The 17,012-nt window shown below is 62.0% G+C and carries 13 protein-coding genes and 1 tRNA gene; all 14 read right to left on the reverse strand.

Going from position 1 to position 17,012, the window contains the following annotated elements; all coding sequences use genetic code 11:
• Positions 1–165, reverse strand: a 165-nt coding sequence (locus tag C5F46_RS14130; protein WP_235820182.1) for a GTP-binding protein, incomplete at its 3' end; no start/stop codon positions are given.
• 79 nt (positions 166–244) lie between these two features.
• Positions 245–2,362, reverse strand: a complete 2,118-nt coding sequence (gene fusA, locus C5F46_RS14135) for an elongation factor G (protein ID WP_107325984.1) — start codon at positions 2,360–2,362, stop codon at positions 245–247.
• A gap of 15 nt (positions 2,363–2,377) precedes the next feature.
• Positions 2,378–2,848, reverse strand: coding sequence for a 30S ribosomal protein S7 (gene rpsG / locus C5F46_RS14140; RefSeq protein WP_107325985.1), 471 nt, complete (start codon positions 2,846–2,848; stop codon positions 2,378–2,380).
• A 12-nt stretch (positions 2,849–2,860) separates the two neighbouring features.
• Complete coding sequence (rpsL, locus tag C5F46_RS14145; protein WP_107325986.1) at positions 2,861–3,232, reverse strand: 30S ribosomal protein S12; 372 nt, start codon at positions 3,230–3,232, stop codon at positions 2,861–2,863.
• Between the two features lie 270 nt (positions 3,233–3,502).
• Positions 3,503–4,369 (reverse strand): DMT family transporter, encoded by an 867-nt coding sequence (locus tag C5F46_RS14150; protein ID WP_107325987.1) that lies wholly within the window; start codon positions 4,367–4,369, stop codon positions 3,503–3,505.
• Between the two features lie 222 nt (positions 4,370–4,591).
• Positions 4,592–8,839, reverse strand: coding sequence for a DNA-directed RNA polymerase subunit beta' (gene rpoC / locus C5F46_RS14155; protein WP_107325988.1), 4,248 nt, complete (start codon positions 8,837–8,839; stop codon positions 4,592–4,594).
• Positions 8,840–8,942: 103 nt separating this feature from the next.
• Complete coding sequence (gene rpoB / locus C5F46_RS14160) at positions 8,943–13,076, reverse strand: DNA-directed RNA polymerase subunit beta (RefSeq protein ID WP_107325989.1); 4,134 nt, start codon at positions 13,074–13,076, stop codon at positions 8,943–8,945.
• A 244-nt stretch (positions 13,077–13,320) separates the two neighbouring features.
• Positions 13,321–13,692: a 50S ribosomal protein L7/L12 gene (rplL, locus tag C5F46_RS14165; protein ID WP_107325990.1), complete on the reverse strand. Its 372-nt coding sequence runs from the start codon at positions 13,690–13,692 to the stop codon at positions 13,321–13,323.
• Positions 13,693–13,754: 62 nt separating this feature from the next.
• On the reverse strand, positions 13,755–14,270 hold the full coding sequence (gene rplJ / locus C5F46_RS14170) for a 50S ribosomal protein L10 (RefSeq protein WP_107325991.1): 516 nt from the start codon (positions 14,268–14,270) through the stop codon (positions 13,755–13,757).
• A gap of 261 nt (positions 14,271–14,531) precedes the next feature.
• Positions 14,532–15,230, reverse strand: a complete 699-nt coding sequence (gene rplA, locus C5F46_RS14175) for a 50S ribosomal protein L1 (RefSeq protein ID WP_107325992.1) — start codon at positions 15,228–15,230, stop codon at positions 14,532–14,534.
• A 3-nt stretch (positions 15,231–15,233) separates the two neighbouring features.
• Positions 15,234–15,686 carry a 50S ribosomal protein L11 gene (gene rplK, locus C5F46_RS14180; protein ID WP_107325993.1) on the reverse strand — a complete coding sequence of 151 codons (453 nt, stop codon included), beginning with the start codon at positions 15,684–15,686 and terminating at the stop codon, positions 15,234–15,236.
• 84 nt (positions 15,687–15,770) lie between these two features.
• Positions 15,771–16,307 carry a transcription termination/antitermination protein NusG gene (gene nusG, locus C5F46_RS14185; RefSeq protein ID WP_107325994.1) on the reverse strand — a complete coding sequence of 179 codons (537 nt, stop codon included), beginning with the start codon at positions 16,305–16,307 and terminating at the stop codon, positions 15,771–15,773.
• A 191-nt stretch (positions 16,308–16,498) separates the two neighbouring features.
• Positions 16,499–16,690 carry a preprotein translocase subunit SecE gene (secE, locus tag C5F46_RS14190; RefSeq protein ID WP_107325995.1) on the reverse strand — a complete coding sequence of 64 codons (192 nt, stop codon included), beginning with the start codon at positions 16,688–16,690 and terminating at the stop codon, positions 16,499–16,501.
• A gap of 96 nt (positions 16,691–16,786) precedes the next feature.
• Positions 16,787–16,862, reverse strand: a tRNA-Trp gene (locus C5F46_RS14195).
• Positions 16,863–17,012 lie beyond the last annotated feature (150 nt).

Below are 17,012 nucleotides of genomic sequence, written 5' to 3' on the forward strand. Positions count from 1 at the left end.
CCCGCGCGCACGCTCTTCCGGCGCACCGTCAATCGCGTCGTAGGCCTTGAATTCGCCAAAATACTTCGTGATCGCAGCCGTCAGCGTCGTCTTGCCGTGGTCAACGTGACCAATGGTCCCGATGTTGACGTGCGGTTTCGTCCGTTCAAACTTTGCCTTTGCCATGATGGCCTCCTGGTTCGATGGCGGTGCGCCCGTTGGCGCACCCTACGGGGGGTAGGGTGGGCAGGTCTGCCCACCGCTCTTATGCGTATTTCTTCTGGATCTCGTCCGAGATGTTCTGCGGGACGGCGTCGTAGTGATCGAAGATCATCGTGAACACTGCGCGGCCCGAGGACATCGAGCGCAGGTTGTTGATGTAGCCGAACATGTTCGCCAGCGGCACCATTGCGGTGATCACGTTGGCATTGCCGCGGCTGTCCTGACCCTGAACCATGCCCCGACGCGAGGTCAGGTCGCCGATGATGCCGCCGGTGTATTCTTCCGGGGTCACCACTTCGACTTTCATGATCGGTTCAAGTAGCTTCGCACCGGCCTTCTTCAGGCCTTCGCGCATTGCCGCACGCGCCGCGATTTCGAACGCAAGCACCGACGAGTCAACGTCATGGAAAGCACCGTCAATCAGCGCAACCTTGAAGTCGATCACCGGGAAGCCCGCGAGCGGACCCGAGTCCATCACCGACTTGATGCCTTTTTCGACACCGGGGATGTATTCCTTCGGCACCGCACCGCCCACGATCTTGCTTTCGAACGAATAGCCTTCGCCCGGCTCGGTCGGGGTGATGATCAGCTTGATACGCGCGAACTGGCCGGTGCCACCGGTCTGTTTCTTGTGCGTATAGTCGATTTCGGCTTCGCGCGAGATGGTCTCGCGGTAGGCCACCTGCGGCGCACCGATGTTGGCCTCGACCTTGAATTCGCGGCGCATCCGGTCAACCAGAATGTCGAGGTGAAGCTCGCCCATCCCTTTCATGATCGTCTGGCCCGATTCGAAATCGGTTTCCACGCGGAACGACGGGTCTTCGGCCGCCAGACGCGCCAGCGCCAGACCCATTTTCTCCTGGTCAGCCTTCGACTTCGGCTCGACGGCGATCTCGATCACCGGCTCGGGGAAGGTCATGGTTTCCAGAACCACGGGTTTTGCCGGATCGCAGAGCGTGTCGCCGGTGGTGGTCTCTTTCAGACCGGCCAGCGCGATGATGTCGCCCGCAAAGGCTTCATCGATCTCTTCGCGGTTGATGGCGTGCATCATCATCATCCGACCAACGCGTTCACGCTTGCCTTTGGTCGCGTTCAGCATCTGGTCGCCCTTCTTGAGCTGGCCAGAATAGATCCGCGTGAAGGTCAGCGAGCCGACGAAGGGGTCGTTCATGATCTTGAACGCCAGACCCGAGAAGGGTTCGGTGTCTTCGGGCTTGCGCGCGATGTTGCGGGTTTCGGTCTCGTCGCCCGGGGCAAAGCCCATGTAGGGCGGGATGTCCAGCGGGCTGGGCAGATAGTCGACCGCCGCGTTCAGCAACGCCTGCACGCCCTTGTTCTTGAAGGCCGAACCACCAAGAACCGGAACGAAGGCCATGGCCAACGTGCCCTTGCGGATCAGCGCGCGAAGCGTATCCACATCGGGTTCGTTGCCTTCCAGATAGGCTTCCATCGCGGCATCGTCCTGCTCGACGGCAAGCTCGATCAGGGTGGCGCGGCGCTCTTCTGCCTCGCCCTTCAGCTCGTCGCGGATCGGACGGTGAACCCAGGTCGCGCCCACGTCGTCGCCTTCCCAGACCCATTCTTCCATGGTGACCAGGTCAACGATGCCTTCCAGCTTGTCTTCTGCGCCGATCGGGAACGCGATCGGGGCCGGGGTGGCGCCGGTGCGGTCCTTGATCATGTGCAGGCACTTCTGGAAGTCGGCGCCGATCTTGTCCATCTTGTTGACGAACACGATCCGCGGCACGCCGTAACGGTCAGCCTGACGCCACACCGTTTCGGTCTGCGGTTCAACGCCCGCGTTGCCGTCCAGCAGGCAGACAGCACCGTCGAGCACCGCCAGCGAACGTTCCACCTCGATGGTGAAGTCCACGTGGCCGGGGGTGTCGATGATGTTGAAGCGGTGCTTGGGCGAATCCGGGTTCAAGCCGTCGTAGGTCTTTTCCCAGAACGTCGTGGTCGCGGCCGAGGTAATGGTGATCCCGCGTTCCTGTTCCTGCTCCATCCAGTCCATGGTCGAGGCGCCATCGTGCGTCTCGCCCATCTTGTGGGACTTGCCGGTGTAGAACAGGATCCGCTCGGTCGTGGTGGTCTTGCCCGCGTCGATGTGGGCCATGATCCCGAAGTTGCGGTAAAGGTTCAGCGGATATTCGCGTGCCATGATGGCGTCCTTCCCTTACCAGCGATAATGGCTGAACGCTTTGTTCGCGTCGGCCATCTTGTGGGTGTCTTCGCGCTTCTTCACGGCCGTGCCGCGCGAGTTGACCGCGTCGAGAAGTTCGCCCGCAAGGCGCTCTTCCATGGTGTGTTCATTGCGCTTTTTCGCGGCGATGATCAGCCAGCGGATCGCCAGCGCCTCGCGGCGGGTCGGGCGCACCTCGACCGGAACCTGATAGGTCGCACCGCCGACGCGGCGCGAACGCACCTCGACCGAGGGTTTCACATTGTCCAGCGCCTCATGGAACACTTCGATCGGCTCGCGCTTCAGCTTGCCCTGCACCCGCTCCAGCGCGGAGTAGACAATGCGTTCGGCGACGGATTTCTTGCCGTCTTCCATCAGGTTGTTCATGAATTTGGTCAGAACCCGATCACCGTATTTGGCATCGGGAAGAACTTCGCGCTTTTCAGCAGCGTGACGACGAGACATCGGATGCTCTCCTTATTTCGGGCGCTTCGCGCCGTATTTCGAACGACGCTGGCGACGATCTTTGACGCCTTGCGTATCGAGAACACCGCGCAGGATGTGGTAACGCACACCCGGAAGGTCTTTGACCCGGCCGCCGCGGATGAGCACCACCGAGTGCTCTTGCAGGTTGTGCTTTTCACCGGGGATGTAGCTGATCACTTCAAAGCCGTTGGTCAGCCGCACCTTGGCGACTTTCCGCATGGCCGAGTTCGGCTTTTTCGGCGTCGTCGTGTAGACGCGCGTGCAGACACCGCGCTTTTGCGGGCAGGATTCCAAGTGCTGCGACTTGGACCGTTTCACTTTCGGCTCCCGCGGCTTGCGGATCAGCTGTTGAATCGTCGGCATAAGGTTCGCCTTGTCTCTTGCAACCCGTATAATCATCGCCCGTCAGCGACTTTCGGGGGCATTTCACTTGCCAGCGCCTTGCGCGTCCGCAAAACACCAAAACCGCAGACGTCCCCTTCGCGGGGGCGACGCGGTGGAATTCCAGAGGATCGGGGCGCAGGCCCGGATCGTGACCACTTCAATCATAGAACCCGACAGACAGACTGCGCCCGTCAGGTAGGCGGCGTATAGGGGGAGTCGCCAGCCTTGTCAACACATGCGCTGGCTGCCTCAGCCGCGGCGGCGCTGGCGCGCAAAGGCATAGACACCCGACCCGACAACAAGCCCGGCCCCCGCCAGTGTCAGCGCATCGGGCAGATCGCCCCAGATCGCCCAGCCCAGCCCCACGGCCCACAACAGCGAGGTATAGCGAAACGGCGTGACCACCGCGACCTCGCCCACCCGCATGGCCATGATGATGAACAGATAGCCGCCGATCACCGCAACGGCGGACCCTGCCAGAAGCCCCACCTGCGGCAGCGCCAGAGGCCCCCAGCCCTGAAACGGCGTCACCACCGCGCCCAGCACCATCACCGAGGCAGCCGCGTAAAACGCCGCCGTAACCGAGGGCACATCGGCGCTCAGCCGCCGGGTGGCCAGATCGCGCACCACCACCGTCAGAACCGAGGCGACGCCCAGCACAGACCACAGGTCAAACCCCTCGGGGCCGGGGCGGATGACCAGCAACACCCCCACAAAGCCCACCCCGATTGCCGCCAGCCTGCGCCAGCCGATCACATCGCCAAAGACCAGCGCCGCGGCCAGCGTCACCGCAAGCGGCAGCGACTGCATGATCGCCGACAGGTTCGCCAGCGGCATATGCATCAGCGCGGTCAGGAAAAACACCGCCGCCGCCACCTCGGCCAGTGTGCGCAGGGCCAGTGCCCGCGTATCCGGCCCCGCTACACGCAACCGCAGCCCGCCGCGCGCCCACCCAATGGCCGCCAGCCCCGACACGGTCAGCAGCCCACGCAAAAAGATCGCCTGATACAGCGGCAGCGTTTCCGTGACCGCCTTCATCATCGCATCCGACAGGGTGAATGCAGCCATCGCGGCCATCATCAAAAGCGCACCGCGCAGGTTGTCTGACACCGCCATCACCGCGCCGCGTGCAGATCACAGAAGCCGCCCTCGTCCAGACAGGAAAACCGGCACAGCCCCAGAACCTGAATGCGCAAGATGACTCTCCGAAAGTATGCGCAAAGCGTCCACACTTTACCTGTGCAAGTCAACAAGGCAGGGCCGAACCTGCTTGGCGCCAAAATGAAAACGCCCCCCGCAGCAGGTTGCGCGGGGGGCGTCAGGTGTCAGATCAGCCGATCACAGATCGCGGCTTTCCGGTGTATCCACCGGGCCAAGATCGGGTTCTTCGGCCTCCATCACATCGGTGAAGGGTGCCGCCAGTGCCGCCGCGGCCTCGGCCTCGGCGCGACGGGCGTCGATCACGATCTGGTCGCGGTCCGCCGCGATCTTGCGCACACGGGTGGTTGCCCCGCCCGTGCCCGCCGGGATCAGACGGCCCACGATGACGTTTTCCTTCAGACCCACCAGTTTGTCGCGCTTGCCCTGAACCGAAGCCTCGGTCAGCACCCGCGTGGTTTCCTGGAATGACGCCGCCGAGATGAAGCTGCGCGTTTGCAGCGACGCCTTGGTGATCCCCAGCAGCACCGGCTCGCCGGTGGCCGGGCGACCGCCGCGGGCGATGACCTTGGCATTTTCTTCCTCGAACTCGGCCTTGTCGATATGCTCGCCCTTCAGAAGCGTCGTTTCCCCGCTGTCGAGGATCTCGATCTTCTGCAGCATCTGACGAACGATCACCTCAATGTGCTTGTCGTTGATCTTCACGCCTTGCAGGCGATAGACGTCCTGCACCTCGTCGATCAGGTAATCGGCCAAGGCCTCGATCCCCATGATCCGCAAGATGTCGTGGGGAGCGGGGTTGCCGTCCATGATGTAGTCGCCCTTCTGGACGAAGTCGCCTTCCTGCACCGGGATGTGCTTGCCTTTCGGCACCATGTATTCGACCGGCTCCAGCCCCTCTTGCGAGGGTTCGATGGTGATGCGGCGCTTGTTCTTGTAGTCCTTGCCAAAGCGCACATAGCCATCCAGTTCGGCGATGATCGCATGGTCCTTGGGCCGCCGCGCCTCGAACAGTTCGGCCACCCGCGGCAGACCGCCGGTGATGTCCTTCGTCCGCGCGCCTTCGCGCGGGATCCGGGCCACCACGTCACCGGCCCTCAGTTCCTGCCCGTCTTCGACCGACAGGATGGCATCAACAGACATCGGATAGCTGACCGGGTTGCCAGCATCGTTGCGCACCGGCTCTCCGGTGGTCGCATCCATCACGATGATTTCCGGCTTGAGGTCGTTCCCGCGCGGCGCAGTGCGCCAGTCGGTCACGATCTTCTGCGTCATGCCGGTGGCGTCGTCGGTTTCCTCGCGCACGGCGATCCCCGAGATCAGGTCGACGAACTTGGCGATACCGGCCTTTTCGGCGATGATCGGAAGGGTGTAGGGATCCCATTCGAACAGTTTGGTGCCGCGTTTCACTGCCTCGCCGTTCTTCACGAACACCTTGGAGCCATAGCTCAGCTTGTGGCTGGCCCGCTCTTCGCCCTGCTCGTTCAGGATCGCGATCTGCATGTTGCGGCCCATCACGATCTGTTCGCCATTGGCGTTCAGCAGGATGTTGGCATTGCGGAACTCGATCTTGCCTTCCTGGCTGGCTTCGAGGAACGACTGCTGGCCACCTTGCGCCACGCCACCGATGTGGAAGGTCCGCATCGTCAACTGGGTGCCGGGCTCGCCGATCGACTGGGCGGCGATGATGCCCACCGCTTCGCCGATGTTGACCAGCGTGCCGCGCGCCAGATCGCGCCCGTAGCACAGCGCGCAGACGCCCTCTTCGGCCTCGCAGGTCAGCGCCGAGCGGATGCGAACCGATTGCACGCCCATGGTTTCGATCATGTCGGCCTTGCGCTCGTCGATCAGCTCGCCCTTGCGCACGATCACCTCGTCGGTGCCCGGCAGAACCACATCATCGGCGGCCACGCGGCCCAGCACACGCTCGCCCAGCGGGCTGACGACTTCGCCATCATTGACCGCGGCCGAGGCCGTGATCGCGCGGTCTGTGCCGCAATCATGGCTGCGCACGATGCAATCCTGCGCCACGTCCACCAGACGACGCGTCAGATAGCCCGAGTTCGCCGTTTTCAACGCGGTGTCAGACAGACCCTTGCGGGCGCCGTGGGTCGAGTTGAAGTATTCAAGAACGGTCAGACCTTCCTTGAAGTTCGAGATGATCGGCGTCTCGATGATCTCGCCGTTCGGCTTGGCCATAAGGCCGCGCATCCCGCCCAGCTGCTTCATCTGAATGACCGAGCCACGGGCGCCCGAGTGGGCCATCATATAGACCGAGTTCGGCTCTTTCTCGGCTCCGTTCTCATCGAACCGCGCGGCCGAGATGGTGGCCATCATCGCCTCGGTGACCTTGTCGTTACACTTGGTCCAGCCATCAACGACCTTGTTGTATTTTTCGCCCTGAGTGATCAGACCGTCCATGTACTGCTGTTCAAAGCCCGCAACCTGATCGCGGGTTTCGTTGACGATTTCCCATTTGGTATCCGGCACAACCATGTCGTCCTTGCCGAACGAGATGCCGGCCTTGAACGCCTCGCGGAAGCCCATGGTCATGATCTGGTCGCAGAAGATGACCGACTCTTTCTGACCGCAGTAGCGGTAGACGGTGTCGATGACGTTCTGCACGTCCTTCTTGCGCAGCAGGCGGTTGACCAGATCGAATGGGGCCTTGGCGTTCAGCGGCAACAGCGCGCCCAGACGCACCCGGCCCGGCGTTGTGGCAAATCGCTTGACCACTTCCTGCCCGTGTTCGTCGATCTGCTTCACCCGGCACTGGATCGCGGCGTGCAGATGCACCTCGCCTGCGGCAAGAGCATGGTCCACCTCTTCGACCGAGCCGAAGACCATGCCTTCGCCCTTCATGCCCTTGCGCTCCATCGTGGTGTAATAGAGCCCAAGCACCATGTCCTGCGACGGCACGATGATCGGCGCGCCGTTGGCGGGCGACAGCACGTTGTTGGTCGACATCATCAGCACGCGCGCCTCAAGCTGGGCTTCCAGCGAGAGAGGAACGTGAACGGCCATCTGGTCGCCGTCAAAGTCGGCGTTGAAGGCCGAACAGACCAGCGGGTGAAGCTGGATCGCCTTGCCCTCGATCAGGATCGGTTCAAACGCCTGAATGCCCAGACGGTGCAGCGTCGGCGCGCGGTTCAGCAGAACCGGATGCTCGCGGATCACCTCGTCCAGAATATCCCAGACCTCGGGGCGCTCCTTTTCGACCAGCTTCTTGGCCTGCTTGACGGTGGACGACAGGCCCTTGGCTTCAAGCCGCGAATAGATGAACGGCTTGAAAAGTTCGAGCGCCATCTTTTTCGGCAGGCCGCATTGGTGCAGCTTCAGCTCCGGCCCGGTCACGATGACCGAACGACCCGAGAAGTCGACCCGTTTGCCCAGAAGGTTCTGGCGGAAGCGGCCCTGCTTGCCCTTGAGCATGTCCGACAGCGATTTCAGCGGGCGCTTGTTGGTGCCCGTGATCACGCGGCCGCGGCGACCGTTGTCAAACAGCGCATCGACCGATTCCTGCAACATCCGCTTTTCGTTGCGCACGATGATGTCGGGCGCACGCAGCTCGATCAGCCGTTTTAGACGGTTGTTGCGGTTGATGACGCGGCGATAGAGGTCGTTCAGGTCCGAGGTCGCAAACCGGCCACCATCCAGCGGCACCAGCGGGCGCAATTCCGGCGGGATGACCGGAATGACCGTCAGCACCATCCATTCGGGCCGATTGCCCGATTCAAGGAAGGACTCCACGATCTTCAGCCGCTTGATGATCTTTTTCGGCTTCAGCTCGCCGGTCGCCTCTTTCAGCTCTGCCCGCAGCTGTTCTGCGGTCGCCTCCAGGTCGATCTGGCTCAGCATCTCGCGGATCGCCTCGGCGCCGATATTGGCGGTGAAGGCGTCGGCGCCATACTGGTCCTGCGCGTCGAGGAATTCTTCCTCGGTCAGCAACTGGCCATAGCTCAGGTCGGTCAGACCCGGCTCGATCACGACGTAGTTTTCAAAGTAGAGGATGCGTTCCAGATCGCGCAGCGTCATGTCGAGCATCAGGCCGATGCGCGAGGGCAGCGATTTGAGGAACCAGATATGGGCCACGGGCGAGGCCAGCTCGATATGGCCCATCCGTTCGCGCCGCACCTTTTGCAAGGTCACCTCGACGCCGCATTTCTCGCAGACGACGCCGCGATATTTCATGCGCTTGTATTTGCCGCAGAGGCATTCGTAATCCTTGATCGGCCCGAAGATGCGGGCGCAGAACAGGCCGTCACGCTCGGGCTTGAAGGTCCGGTAGTTGATGGTTTCCGGCTTTTTGATCTCGCCATACGACCACGACAGAATCCGCTCGGGGCTCGCCAACGAGATCTTGATCTCGTCGAACTGCTTGGGTGCTGCCAGCGGGTTGAACGGGTTGGTGCTGAGTTCCTGGTTCATTTCAATTCCTAAGAATGGGGGCGGCGGGGAACGATTGGGCGATGAAGATGCGCAAGGGATGCGCACCTTCCGTAAGGTGCGCCCTCAGGGCGCACCGTTCGCGTTACTCGTCCTCCGCATCCAGGAGTTCCATATTCAGGCCGAGGCCACGCACTTCCTTGACAAGCACGTTGAACGATTCCGGCACGCCGGCTTCGAAATTGTCCTCGCCCTTCACGATCGATTCGTAGACCTTGGTCCGGCCCGCCACATCGTCCGACTTCACCGTCAGCATTTCCTGCAAGGTGTAGGCGGCGCCATAGGCTTCCAGCGCCCAGACCTCCATCTCGCCCAGACGCTGGCCACCGAACTGCGCCTTGCCGCCCAGCGGCTGCTGGGTCACGAGGCTGTACGGCCCGGTCGAACGTGCGTGCATCTTGTCATCGACAAGGTGGTGCAGCTTCAGAACATATTTCACGCCCACCGTGACCGGCCGGGTGAACTGTTCACCGGTGCGCCCGTCGAACACGATCGACTGCCCCGAGGTATCAAAGCCCGCCCGCGTCAGCGCGTCGTTGATGTCGGCCTCTTTCGCCCCGTCAAAGACCGGGGTCGCGATCGGCACGCCGCGGCGCACTGTTTCGGCCGATTCCACAAAGCGGTCATCGGCCAGTTGGGCGAAGGCTTCCGCATAGGTCTCGTCACCATAGCCGTGGCGCATCGCCTCGCGCACCGGGGTCAGATCGCCCGACCGGCGGTATTCGCGCAGTGCCTCATCGATGCGGATGCCCAGGCCACGCGCGGCCCAGCCCATGTGGGTTTCAAGGATCTGGCCCACGTTCATCCGGCTCGGCACGCCGAGCGGGTTCAGCACCAGGTCAACCGGGGTGCCATCGGCCAGGAACGGCATGTCTTCCATCGGAACGACTTTCGACACCACGCCCTTGTTGCCGTGACGGCCTGCCATCTTGTCGCCCGCTTGCAGCTTGCGCTTCACGGCCACAAAGACCTTGACCATCTTCATCACGCCCGGCGGCAGGTCGTCACCCTGACGAACCTTCTCGACCTTGTCTTCAAAGCGATGTTCCAGCGCGCGTTTCTGCGCGTCGAACTGGTCATTCAGCGCCTCGACCTCTTTGGCATCGGCCTCGGCTTCCAGCGCCAACTGCCACCACTGGCCGCGCGACAGCGTGCCCAGCAGCTCTTCGTTGATCTCGGACCCGGCCTTGATGCCCTTCGGGCCCTTCACCGCGACCTTGCCCATGATCAGCGTTTTCAGGCGCGCATAGATGTTGCGCTCCAGAATCGCCAATTCGTCGTCGCGGTCGCGCGCAAGGCGTTCCACTTCCTCGCGCTCGATCTGCAGCGCGCGTTCATCCTTGTCCACGCCGTGGCGGTTGAACACGCGCACCTCGACCACGGTGCCATAGGCACCCGGCGGCAGACGCAGCGACGTGTCGCGCACGTCGGATGCTTTTTCGCCAAAGATGGCGCGCAGCAGTTTTTCTTCGGGCGTCATCGGGCTTTCGCCCTTGGGCGTGATCTTGCCCACCAGAATGTCGCCCGGCCCCACTTCGGCGCCGATATAGACGATGCCAGCCTCGTCGAGGTTGCGCAGCGCTTCCTCGCCGACGTTGGGAATATCACGGGTGATTTCCTCAGGCCCCAGCTTGGTGTCGCGCGCGGCCACTTCGTATTCGTCGATGTGGATCGAGGTGAACACGTCGTCGCGGTGGATGCGTTCTGAAATCAGGATCGAGTCTTCATAGTTGTAGCCGTTCCACGGCATGAAGGCCACGATCACGTTCCGGCCGATGGCCAGTTCGCCCTGATCGGTCGAGGGCCCGTCGGCCACGACCTCGCCCTTCTGCACCACATCGCCCACCTTCACCAGCGGGCGCTGGTTGATGCACGACGACTGGTTGGAGCGTTTGAATTTGCGCAGACGGTAGATGTCAACGCCGGCATCGCCCATGCCAAGGTCTTCGGTCGCGCGAATAACGATCCGGGTGGCATCGACCTGGTCGATGATGCCGCCACGGCGCGCCATGATCGCGGCGCCACTGTCGCGCGCCACCACGGCTTCCATCCCGGTGCCCACAAACGGCGCCTCGGATTGCAGCAGCGGCACAGCCTGACGCTGCATGTTCGAGCCCATCAGCGCGCGGTTGGCGTCGTCGTTTTCAAGGAAGGGGATCAGCGCGGCGGCCACCGAGACCAACTGCTTGGGCGACACGTCGATCAGGTCCACCGCCTCGTTCGGGTTCAGCATGAACTCACCCGACTGACGGGTCGAAACCAGATCGTTGACGAACCGGCCCTCGGCGTCCAGCTCGGCGTTGGCCTGCGCCACGGTGTGACGCATTTCCTCGGTCGCCGACATATAGACGACCTCGTCGGTCACCTTGCCGTCGATCACCTTGCGGTAGGGGGTTTCGATGAAGCCATATTTATTCACCCGCGCAAAGGTCGCAAGGCTGTTGATAAGACCGATGTTCTGGCCTTCCGGCGTCTCGATCGGGCACATCCGGCCATAGTGGGTCGGGTGAACGTCGCGCACCTCAAAGCCGGCGCGTTCCCGCGTCAGGCCGCCCGGCCCCAGTGCCGACAGGCGCCGCTTGTGCGTGACTTCCGAGAGCGGGTTGGTCTGGTCCATGAATTGCGACAACTGGCTGGAGCCGAAGAATTCACGCACCGCCGCCGCCGCGGGTTTTGCGTTGATCAGGTCTTGCGGCATCACCGTGTCGATCTCGACCGAGGACATCCGTTCCTTGATTGCGCGCTCCATGCGCAGCAGGCCGACGCGATACTGGTTTTCCATCAACTCGCCGACCGAGCGCACCCGGCGGTTGCCGAGGTGGTCGATATCGTCGATCTCGCCTTTGCCGTCGCGCAGCTCCACCAGCCCCTTGATGCAGGCGATGATATCTTCGCGGCGCAAGGTGCGCTGGGTGTCGGGCGCGTCCAGATCCAGACGCATGTTCATTTTCACTCGGCCCACGGCCGACAGGTCATAGCGCTCGCTGTCAAAGAACAACGTGCCAAACAACTGGCTCGCGGCTTCCACCGTGGGCGGCTCGCCGGGGCGCATGACGCGGTAAATGTCCATCAGCGCGCCGTCGCGGCCGATGTTCTTGTCGGCCGCCATCGTGTTGCGGATGTAGGGACCGACGTTGATATTGTCGATGTCCAGCACCGGGATCACGGTGATCCCGTTGTCCAGCAGCACCTTCAGCGACCCGCCGGAGATCTCGCCGTCACGGTCATACTCCACCGTCAACTCGTCGCCCGCTTCAACATAGATGAAGCCGGTCTCTTCGTTGATGATATCCTTGGCGACGAAACGGCCCACGATATGGTCGAACGGGACCAGCAGTTCCTTGACCGAGCCCTCGTCGATCAGCTTCTTGACCATCCGCGGGGTCATCTTGTCGCCTGCCTTGCACAGCACTTCGCCGGTGGCCGCATCGACAAGGTCATAGGTCGGGCGGGTGCCGCGCACACGCTCGGGGAAGAACTTGGTCACCCAGCCGCGCTTGCCCTCGGCGCGGTAGGACACGGTGTTGTAATAGGCATCCATGATGCCTTCCTGATCCAGCCCCAGCGCGTAAAGCAGCGTGGTGACAGGCAGTTTCCGGCGCCGGTCGATGCGCGCGAACACCAGATCCTTGGCGTCGAATTCAAAATCAAGCCACGACCCGCGGTAGGGAATGATACGGCAGGCAAACAGCAGCTTGCCCGAGGAATGCGTCTTGCCACGGTCATGATCAAAGAACACGCCGGGGCTGCGGTGCATCTGGGACACGATCACCCGTTCGGTCCCGTTCACGATAAAGGTGCCGTTCGACGTCATCAGCGGCATGTCGCCCATGAACACGTCTTGTTCCTTGATGTCCTTGACCGACCGTGCCCCGGTGGTTTCGTCAACATCGAATACGATCAGACGCAGCGTGACCTTGAGCGGCGCCGCATAGGTCATGTCGCGGCTCTGGCATTCGTCCACATCGTATTTCGGCTTTTCCAGTTCGTATTTCACGAATTCGAGAATGGCATTCTCGTTGAAATCCTTGATCGGAAAGACCGACTGGAAAACGCCCTGAATGCCCTCGCCATCCTGCGGCTTGTCGGCATCGCCCGAGCGCAGGAACAGATCGTAGGAAGATTTCTGAACCTCAATGAGGTTCGGCATTTCCAGCACTTCGCGGATTTTGCCAAAGTAGCGGCGGATACGCTTCTGACCGATGTAAGCTTGAGCCATGCTCGTCGTCACCTTTCGTCTCTTCGCAGGCGCGCATCCCGTCGGGGCCCGGAGTGCGGCGCGTGGCGATCAAGGGGGCCGGTTCCATTCATGCCCCCCGTCCCACCGGGTGGCTCCCGAACCGTGAACGCCGCCTAGGAGAAAGCTTGGGCAAAAGCCCTCTCCAAGACAGGTTCGGCTGGGCCCGGGGTTGCCCCGGACCCAGCCCATGTCAGCAGGTTAGGTGCGGCTGCACCCTGCCTGATTACTTCAGCTCGACCTTGGCGCCAGCCGCTTCGAGCTTTTTCTTCATGTCTTCGGCTTCGGCTTTCGCCGCGGCTTCTTTCACCTTGCCACCGGCTTCGACCAGGTCTTTGGCTTCTTTCAGGCCCAGACCGGTGATCGCGCGGACTTCCTTGATCACGTTGATCTTGTTCGCGCCGGCATCGACCAGAACCACGTCGAATTCGGTTTTTTCTTCGACCACTTCGGCGGCAGCGGCCGGGCCGGCAACCATCACGGCGCCGCCAGCGGCGGGCTCGATGCCGTATTCATCCTTCAGGATGGTTTTCAGTTCTTGCGCCTGCAGCAGCGTCAGGTTGACGATTTGCTCGGCGAGTGCTTTCAGATCAGCCATTTTTCCGTTCCATTCTCATAGGGTTTTCCGACGTCGGTGTTCGACGAAGGCAAAAGGTTGCGTCAGGCGGCTTCCCGCTCCTCAAGCGTCTTGAGGATGCCCGCGATGTTGGAAGCAGGCGCGCCAATGGCACCGGCAATGTTGCTGGCCGGAGCACCGATGCAGGACACGATCTGAGCGATAAGCTCTTCACGCGACGGCATCGAGGCCACGGCTTTCACACCTGCCGGGTCCAGAGCCGAGTTGCCCATCGCCCCACCAAGGATCTTGAACTTGTCGTTCCCCTTGGCATAGGCATCCGCGACCTTCGCAGCAGCGACAGGATCTTCGGAATAGGACAGCACGGTCATGCCCGTGAGATAGTCGGCGATGCTTGCGCAGGGCTGACCTTCAAGGGCGATCTTGGCGAGCTTGTTCTTGGCAACGCGAACGGACCCACCCGCGGCGCGCATTTGCGCCCGGAGATCCTGCATCTGAGCAACCGTCATGCCTTCGTAGTGGGCAACCACCACGACGCCAGAGCTTGCGAAGATCTGGCCGAGTTCTTCGACCACTTTCTCTTTTTGGGCTCTATCCACGGTTTCACTCCAAGTGTGGGGGTTTCCCCCCGGCTCTCATTTGCCCCCGGCAGACTGCCGACGGCGTTCGGGTCCGTTGATGGTCCCGAGGCCAGATCGCCCGAGGTCGCCCCCGGAATGGTCTCGTTCCCCATCTCAGGAAGGATATTAAGGCTTTCGCCACCCTCCGTCTCGGACAGGACAGGGCCTGCCGGCCCCGTCATTCACCTGCCTTGCAGCAGGGAATCGCGTAGGGCGCGCCGTCAGGCGCACCCCTTGGCATCAGTTGCCGGTAGCCGAGGCCAGATCGAGCGACACGCCCGGCCCCATCGTGGACGACAGCGACACCTTTTTCAGGTAGGCACCTTTCGCGCCCGAGGGCTTGGCTTTCGACACGGCATCCACAAAGGCGCGGACGTTTTCGGCCAGCGCGGCTTCGGTGAACGACACCTTGCCAATGCCACCATGAATGACGCCGGCTTTTTCAACCTTGAACTGGACTTCGCCACCCTTGGCCGCTTCGATGGCCGATTTCACGTCCATCGTCACAGTGCCGACCTTGGGGTTGGGCATCAGGTTGCGCGGGCCCAGGATCTTGCCCAGACGACCAACCAGCGGCATCATGTCCGGCGTTGCGATGCAACGATCGAACTCGATCTTGCCCGACTGGATGGTTTCCATCAGGTCTTCGGCGCCAACGATATCGGCACCCGCCGCCTTGGCCTCATCGGCCTTGGGGCCACGGGCAAACACCGCCACGCGCACCGTTTTGCCGGTGCCGTTGGGCAGGGTCACCACACCGCGAACCATCTGGTCGGCATGACGCGGGTCAACACCCAAGTTCATCGCGATTTCCAGCGTTTCGTCAAATTTCGCCGAAGCCGCGGATTTGATCAGCTTGACAGCATCCTCAACCGAGAGGTTCGCCTTGCCGGTGAAAACGGCGCGCGCAGCGGCCGTGCGTTTTGCAACTTTGGCCATGGCTTACCCCTTAACCTCGATACCAATCGACTTCGCCGAGCCGAGGATGATCTGCATCGCGGCTTCGATGTCGTTGGCCGAGAGGTCTTTCATCTTCGCTTCGGCAATCTCGCGGATCTGCGCAACGGTGACATAGCCCGCCACATCGCGGCCCGGCTTGGCCGACCCCTTGGCGCGGTTACGCTTGCCCACCGGCTTCAGACCAGCCGCCTTCTTGAGGTAGAACGACGCAGGCGCCGTTTTCATCTCGAAGGTGAAGGATTTGTCGGCATAGTAGGTGATCACGGTCGGAACCGGCGAGCCAGGTTCCATTTCCTGCGTCTTGGCGTTGAACGCCTTGCAGAATTCCATGATGTTGATGCCCCGCTGGCCCAGCGCCGGGCCGATGGGGGGCGACGGGTTGGCTTGCCCCGCCTTCACTTGCAGCTTGAGGCTGCCGATTACTTTCTTGGCCATCTGGCCTCTCCTTTGTCACCAGCCCCGAAGGGCGCAGTTTAGTGGTCCGGTCCGGGTCGCCCCTCGCCTCCCACGGCACACACGTCAGGCGGTTTTCGTCACCTGCGTGAATTCCAGTTCAACCGGCGTCGGCCGGCCAAAGATCGACACCGTCACCTTCAGGCGGCTCGAGGCTTCGTCAACCTCCTCCACCATCCCCGAGAAGCCCTCGAACGGGCCGTCGGTGACACTCACGTTCTCCCCGATCTCGAAACGGATCAGGTTGCGCGGCGCAGCCTCGGCGCCATCGCCGGTGCGGTTCAGGATCTGATTCACCTCGGCATCGCGCATCGGCATCGGCTTGCCCTGAGGCCCCAGAAAGCCGGTGACGCGGTTGATCGAGTTGACCAGATGATAGGCGCGGTCGCTCATTTCCATGCGAACAAGCACATAGCCAGGCATGAAACGGCGCTCGGAGGTCACCTTCTTGCCGCGGCGGATCTCGATAACCTCTTCGGTTGGAACTAGGACTTCCTCGATCTCGCCCTCAAGACCCTTCTCGACAACGGCCTGACGGATCTGTTCGGCCACTTTCTTCTCGAAATTCGAGAGAACGCTCACCGAATACCAACGCTTCGCCATGCTCGCCTTTGCCTCTTGTCCATCGACGGTTTACCGTCGCAATTCCTGCTTTTTTGCGGTTCGCTCCGCGCAGCCCCGAAATAAAAACAGCGCGCATGACCCGAATCGATGCACGCCGGTCCCCGGAAAACTCACCACGTCCTACAAGGCCGGCCCGACCTTTTCAAGGCCGGAACACCCAAAACCGAAGGTCAGCCAACAAAGTCCAGCAGCGAGGTCAGGCCAAAGCGGATCGACAGATCTACCAGAAAGAAGAACACCGCCGTCAGCGCCGCCATGACAAAAACCATGATCGTGGTCAGCACAACCTCACGACGGGTCGGCCAGACAACCTTGGCCACCTCGGATCGCACCTGAGCCATGAACTGAAGGGGGTTTGCCATCATCGGTCCTCTTGCCTTCGGGCCCTGCGCCCGCGAAGGCCAGATACGCGCTGGCGCGCGTGATTGCAAGTGCGCGGAACTCTGCTGCAGACGGCCTGGCAGGGGTTGGGGGACTCGAACCCACGACCCTCGGTTTTGGAGACCGATGCTCTACCAACTGAGCTAAACCCCTAGGCCGTGGCTGGGTGCTAAGCCACCTTGCGGGTGAAATCAAGGCCGATTTGCACGAACAGGCAGCATTGCCGCAGATCAGGTCAACCTCCTCGCCGGCAAAGCAAAAGGCCGCCCCCAGGGGCGGCCTTCGCAACTGCGTTACCGCAGA

This window comes from Phaeovulum veldkampii DSM 11550, from assembly GCF_003034995.1.
Classification (GTDB): Bacteria; Pseudomonadota; Alphaproteobacteria; order Rhodobacterales; family Rhodobacteraceae; genus Phaeovulum; species Phaeovulum veldkampii.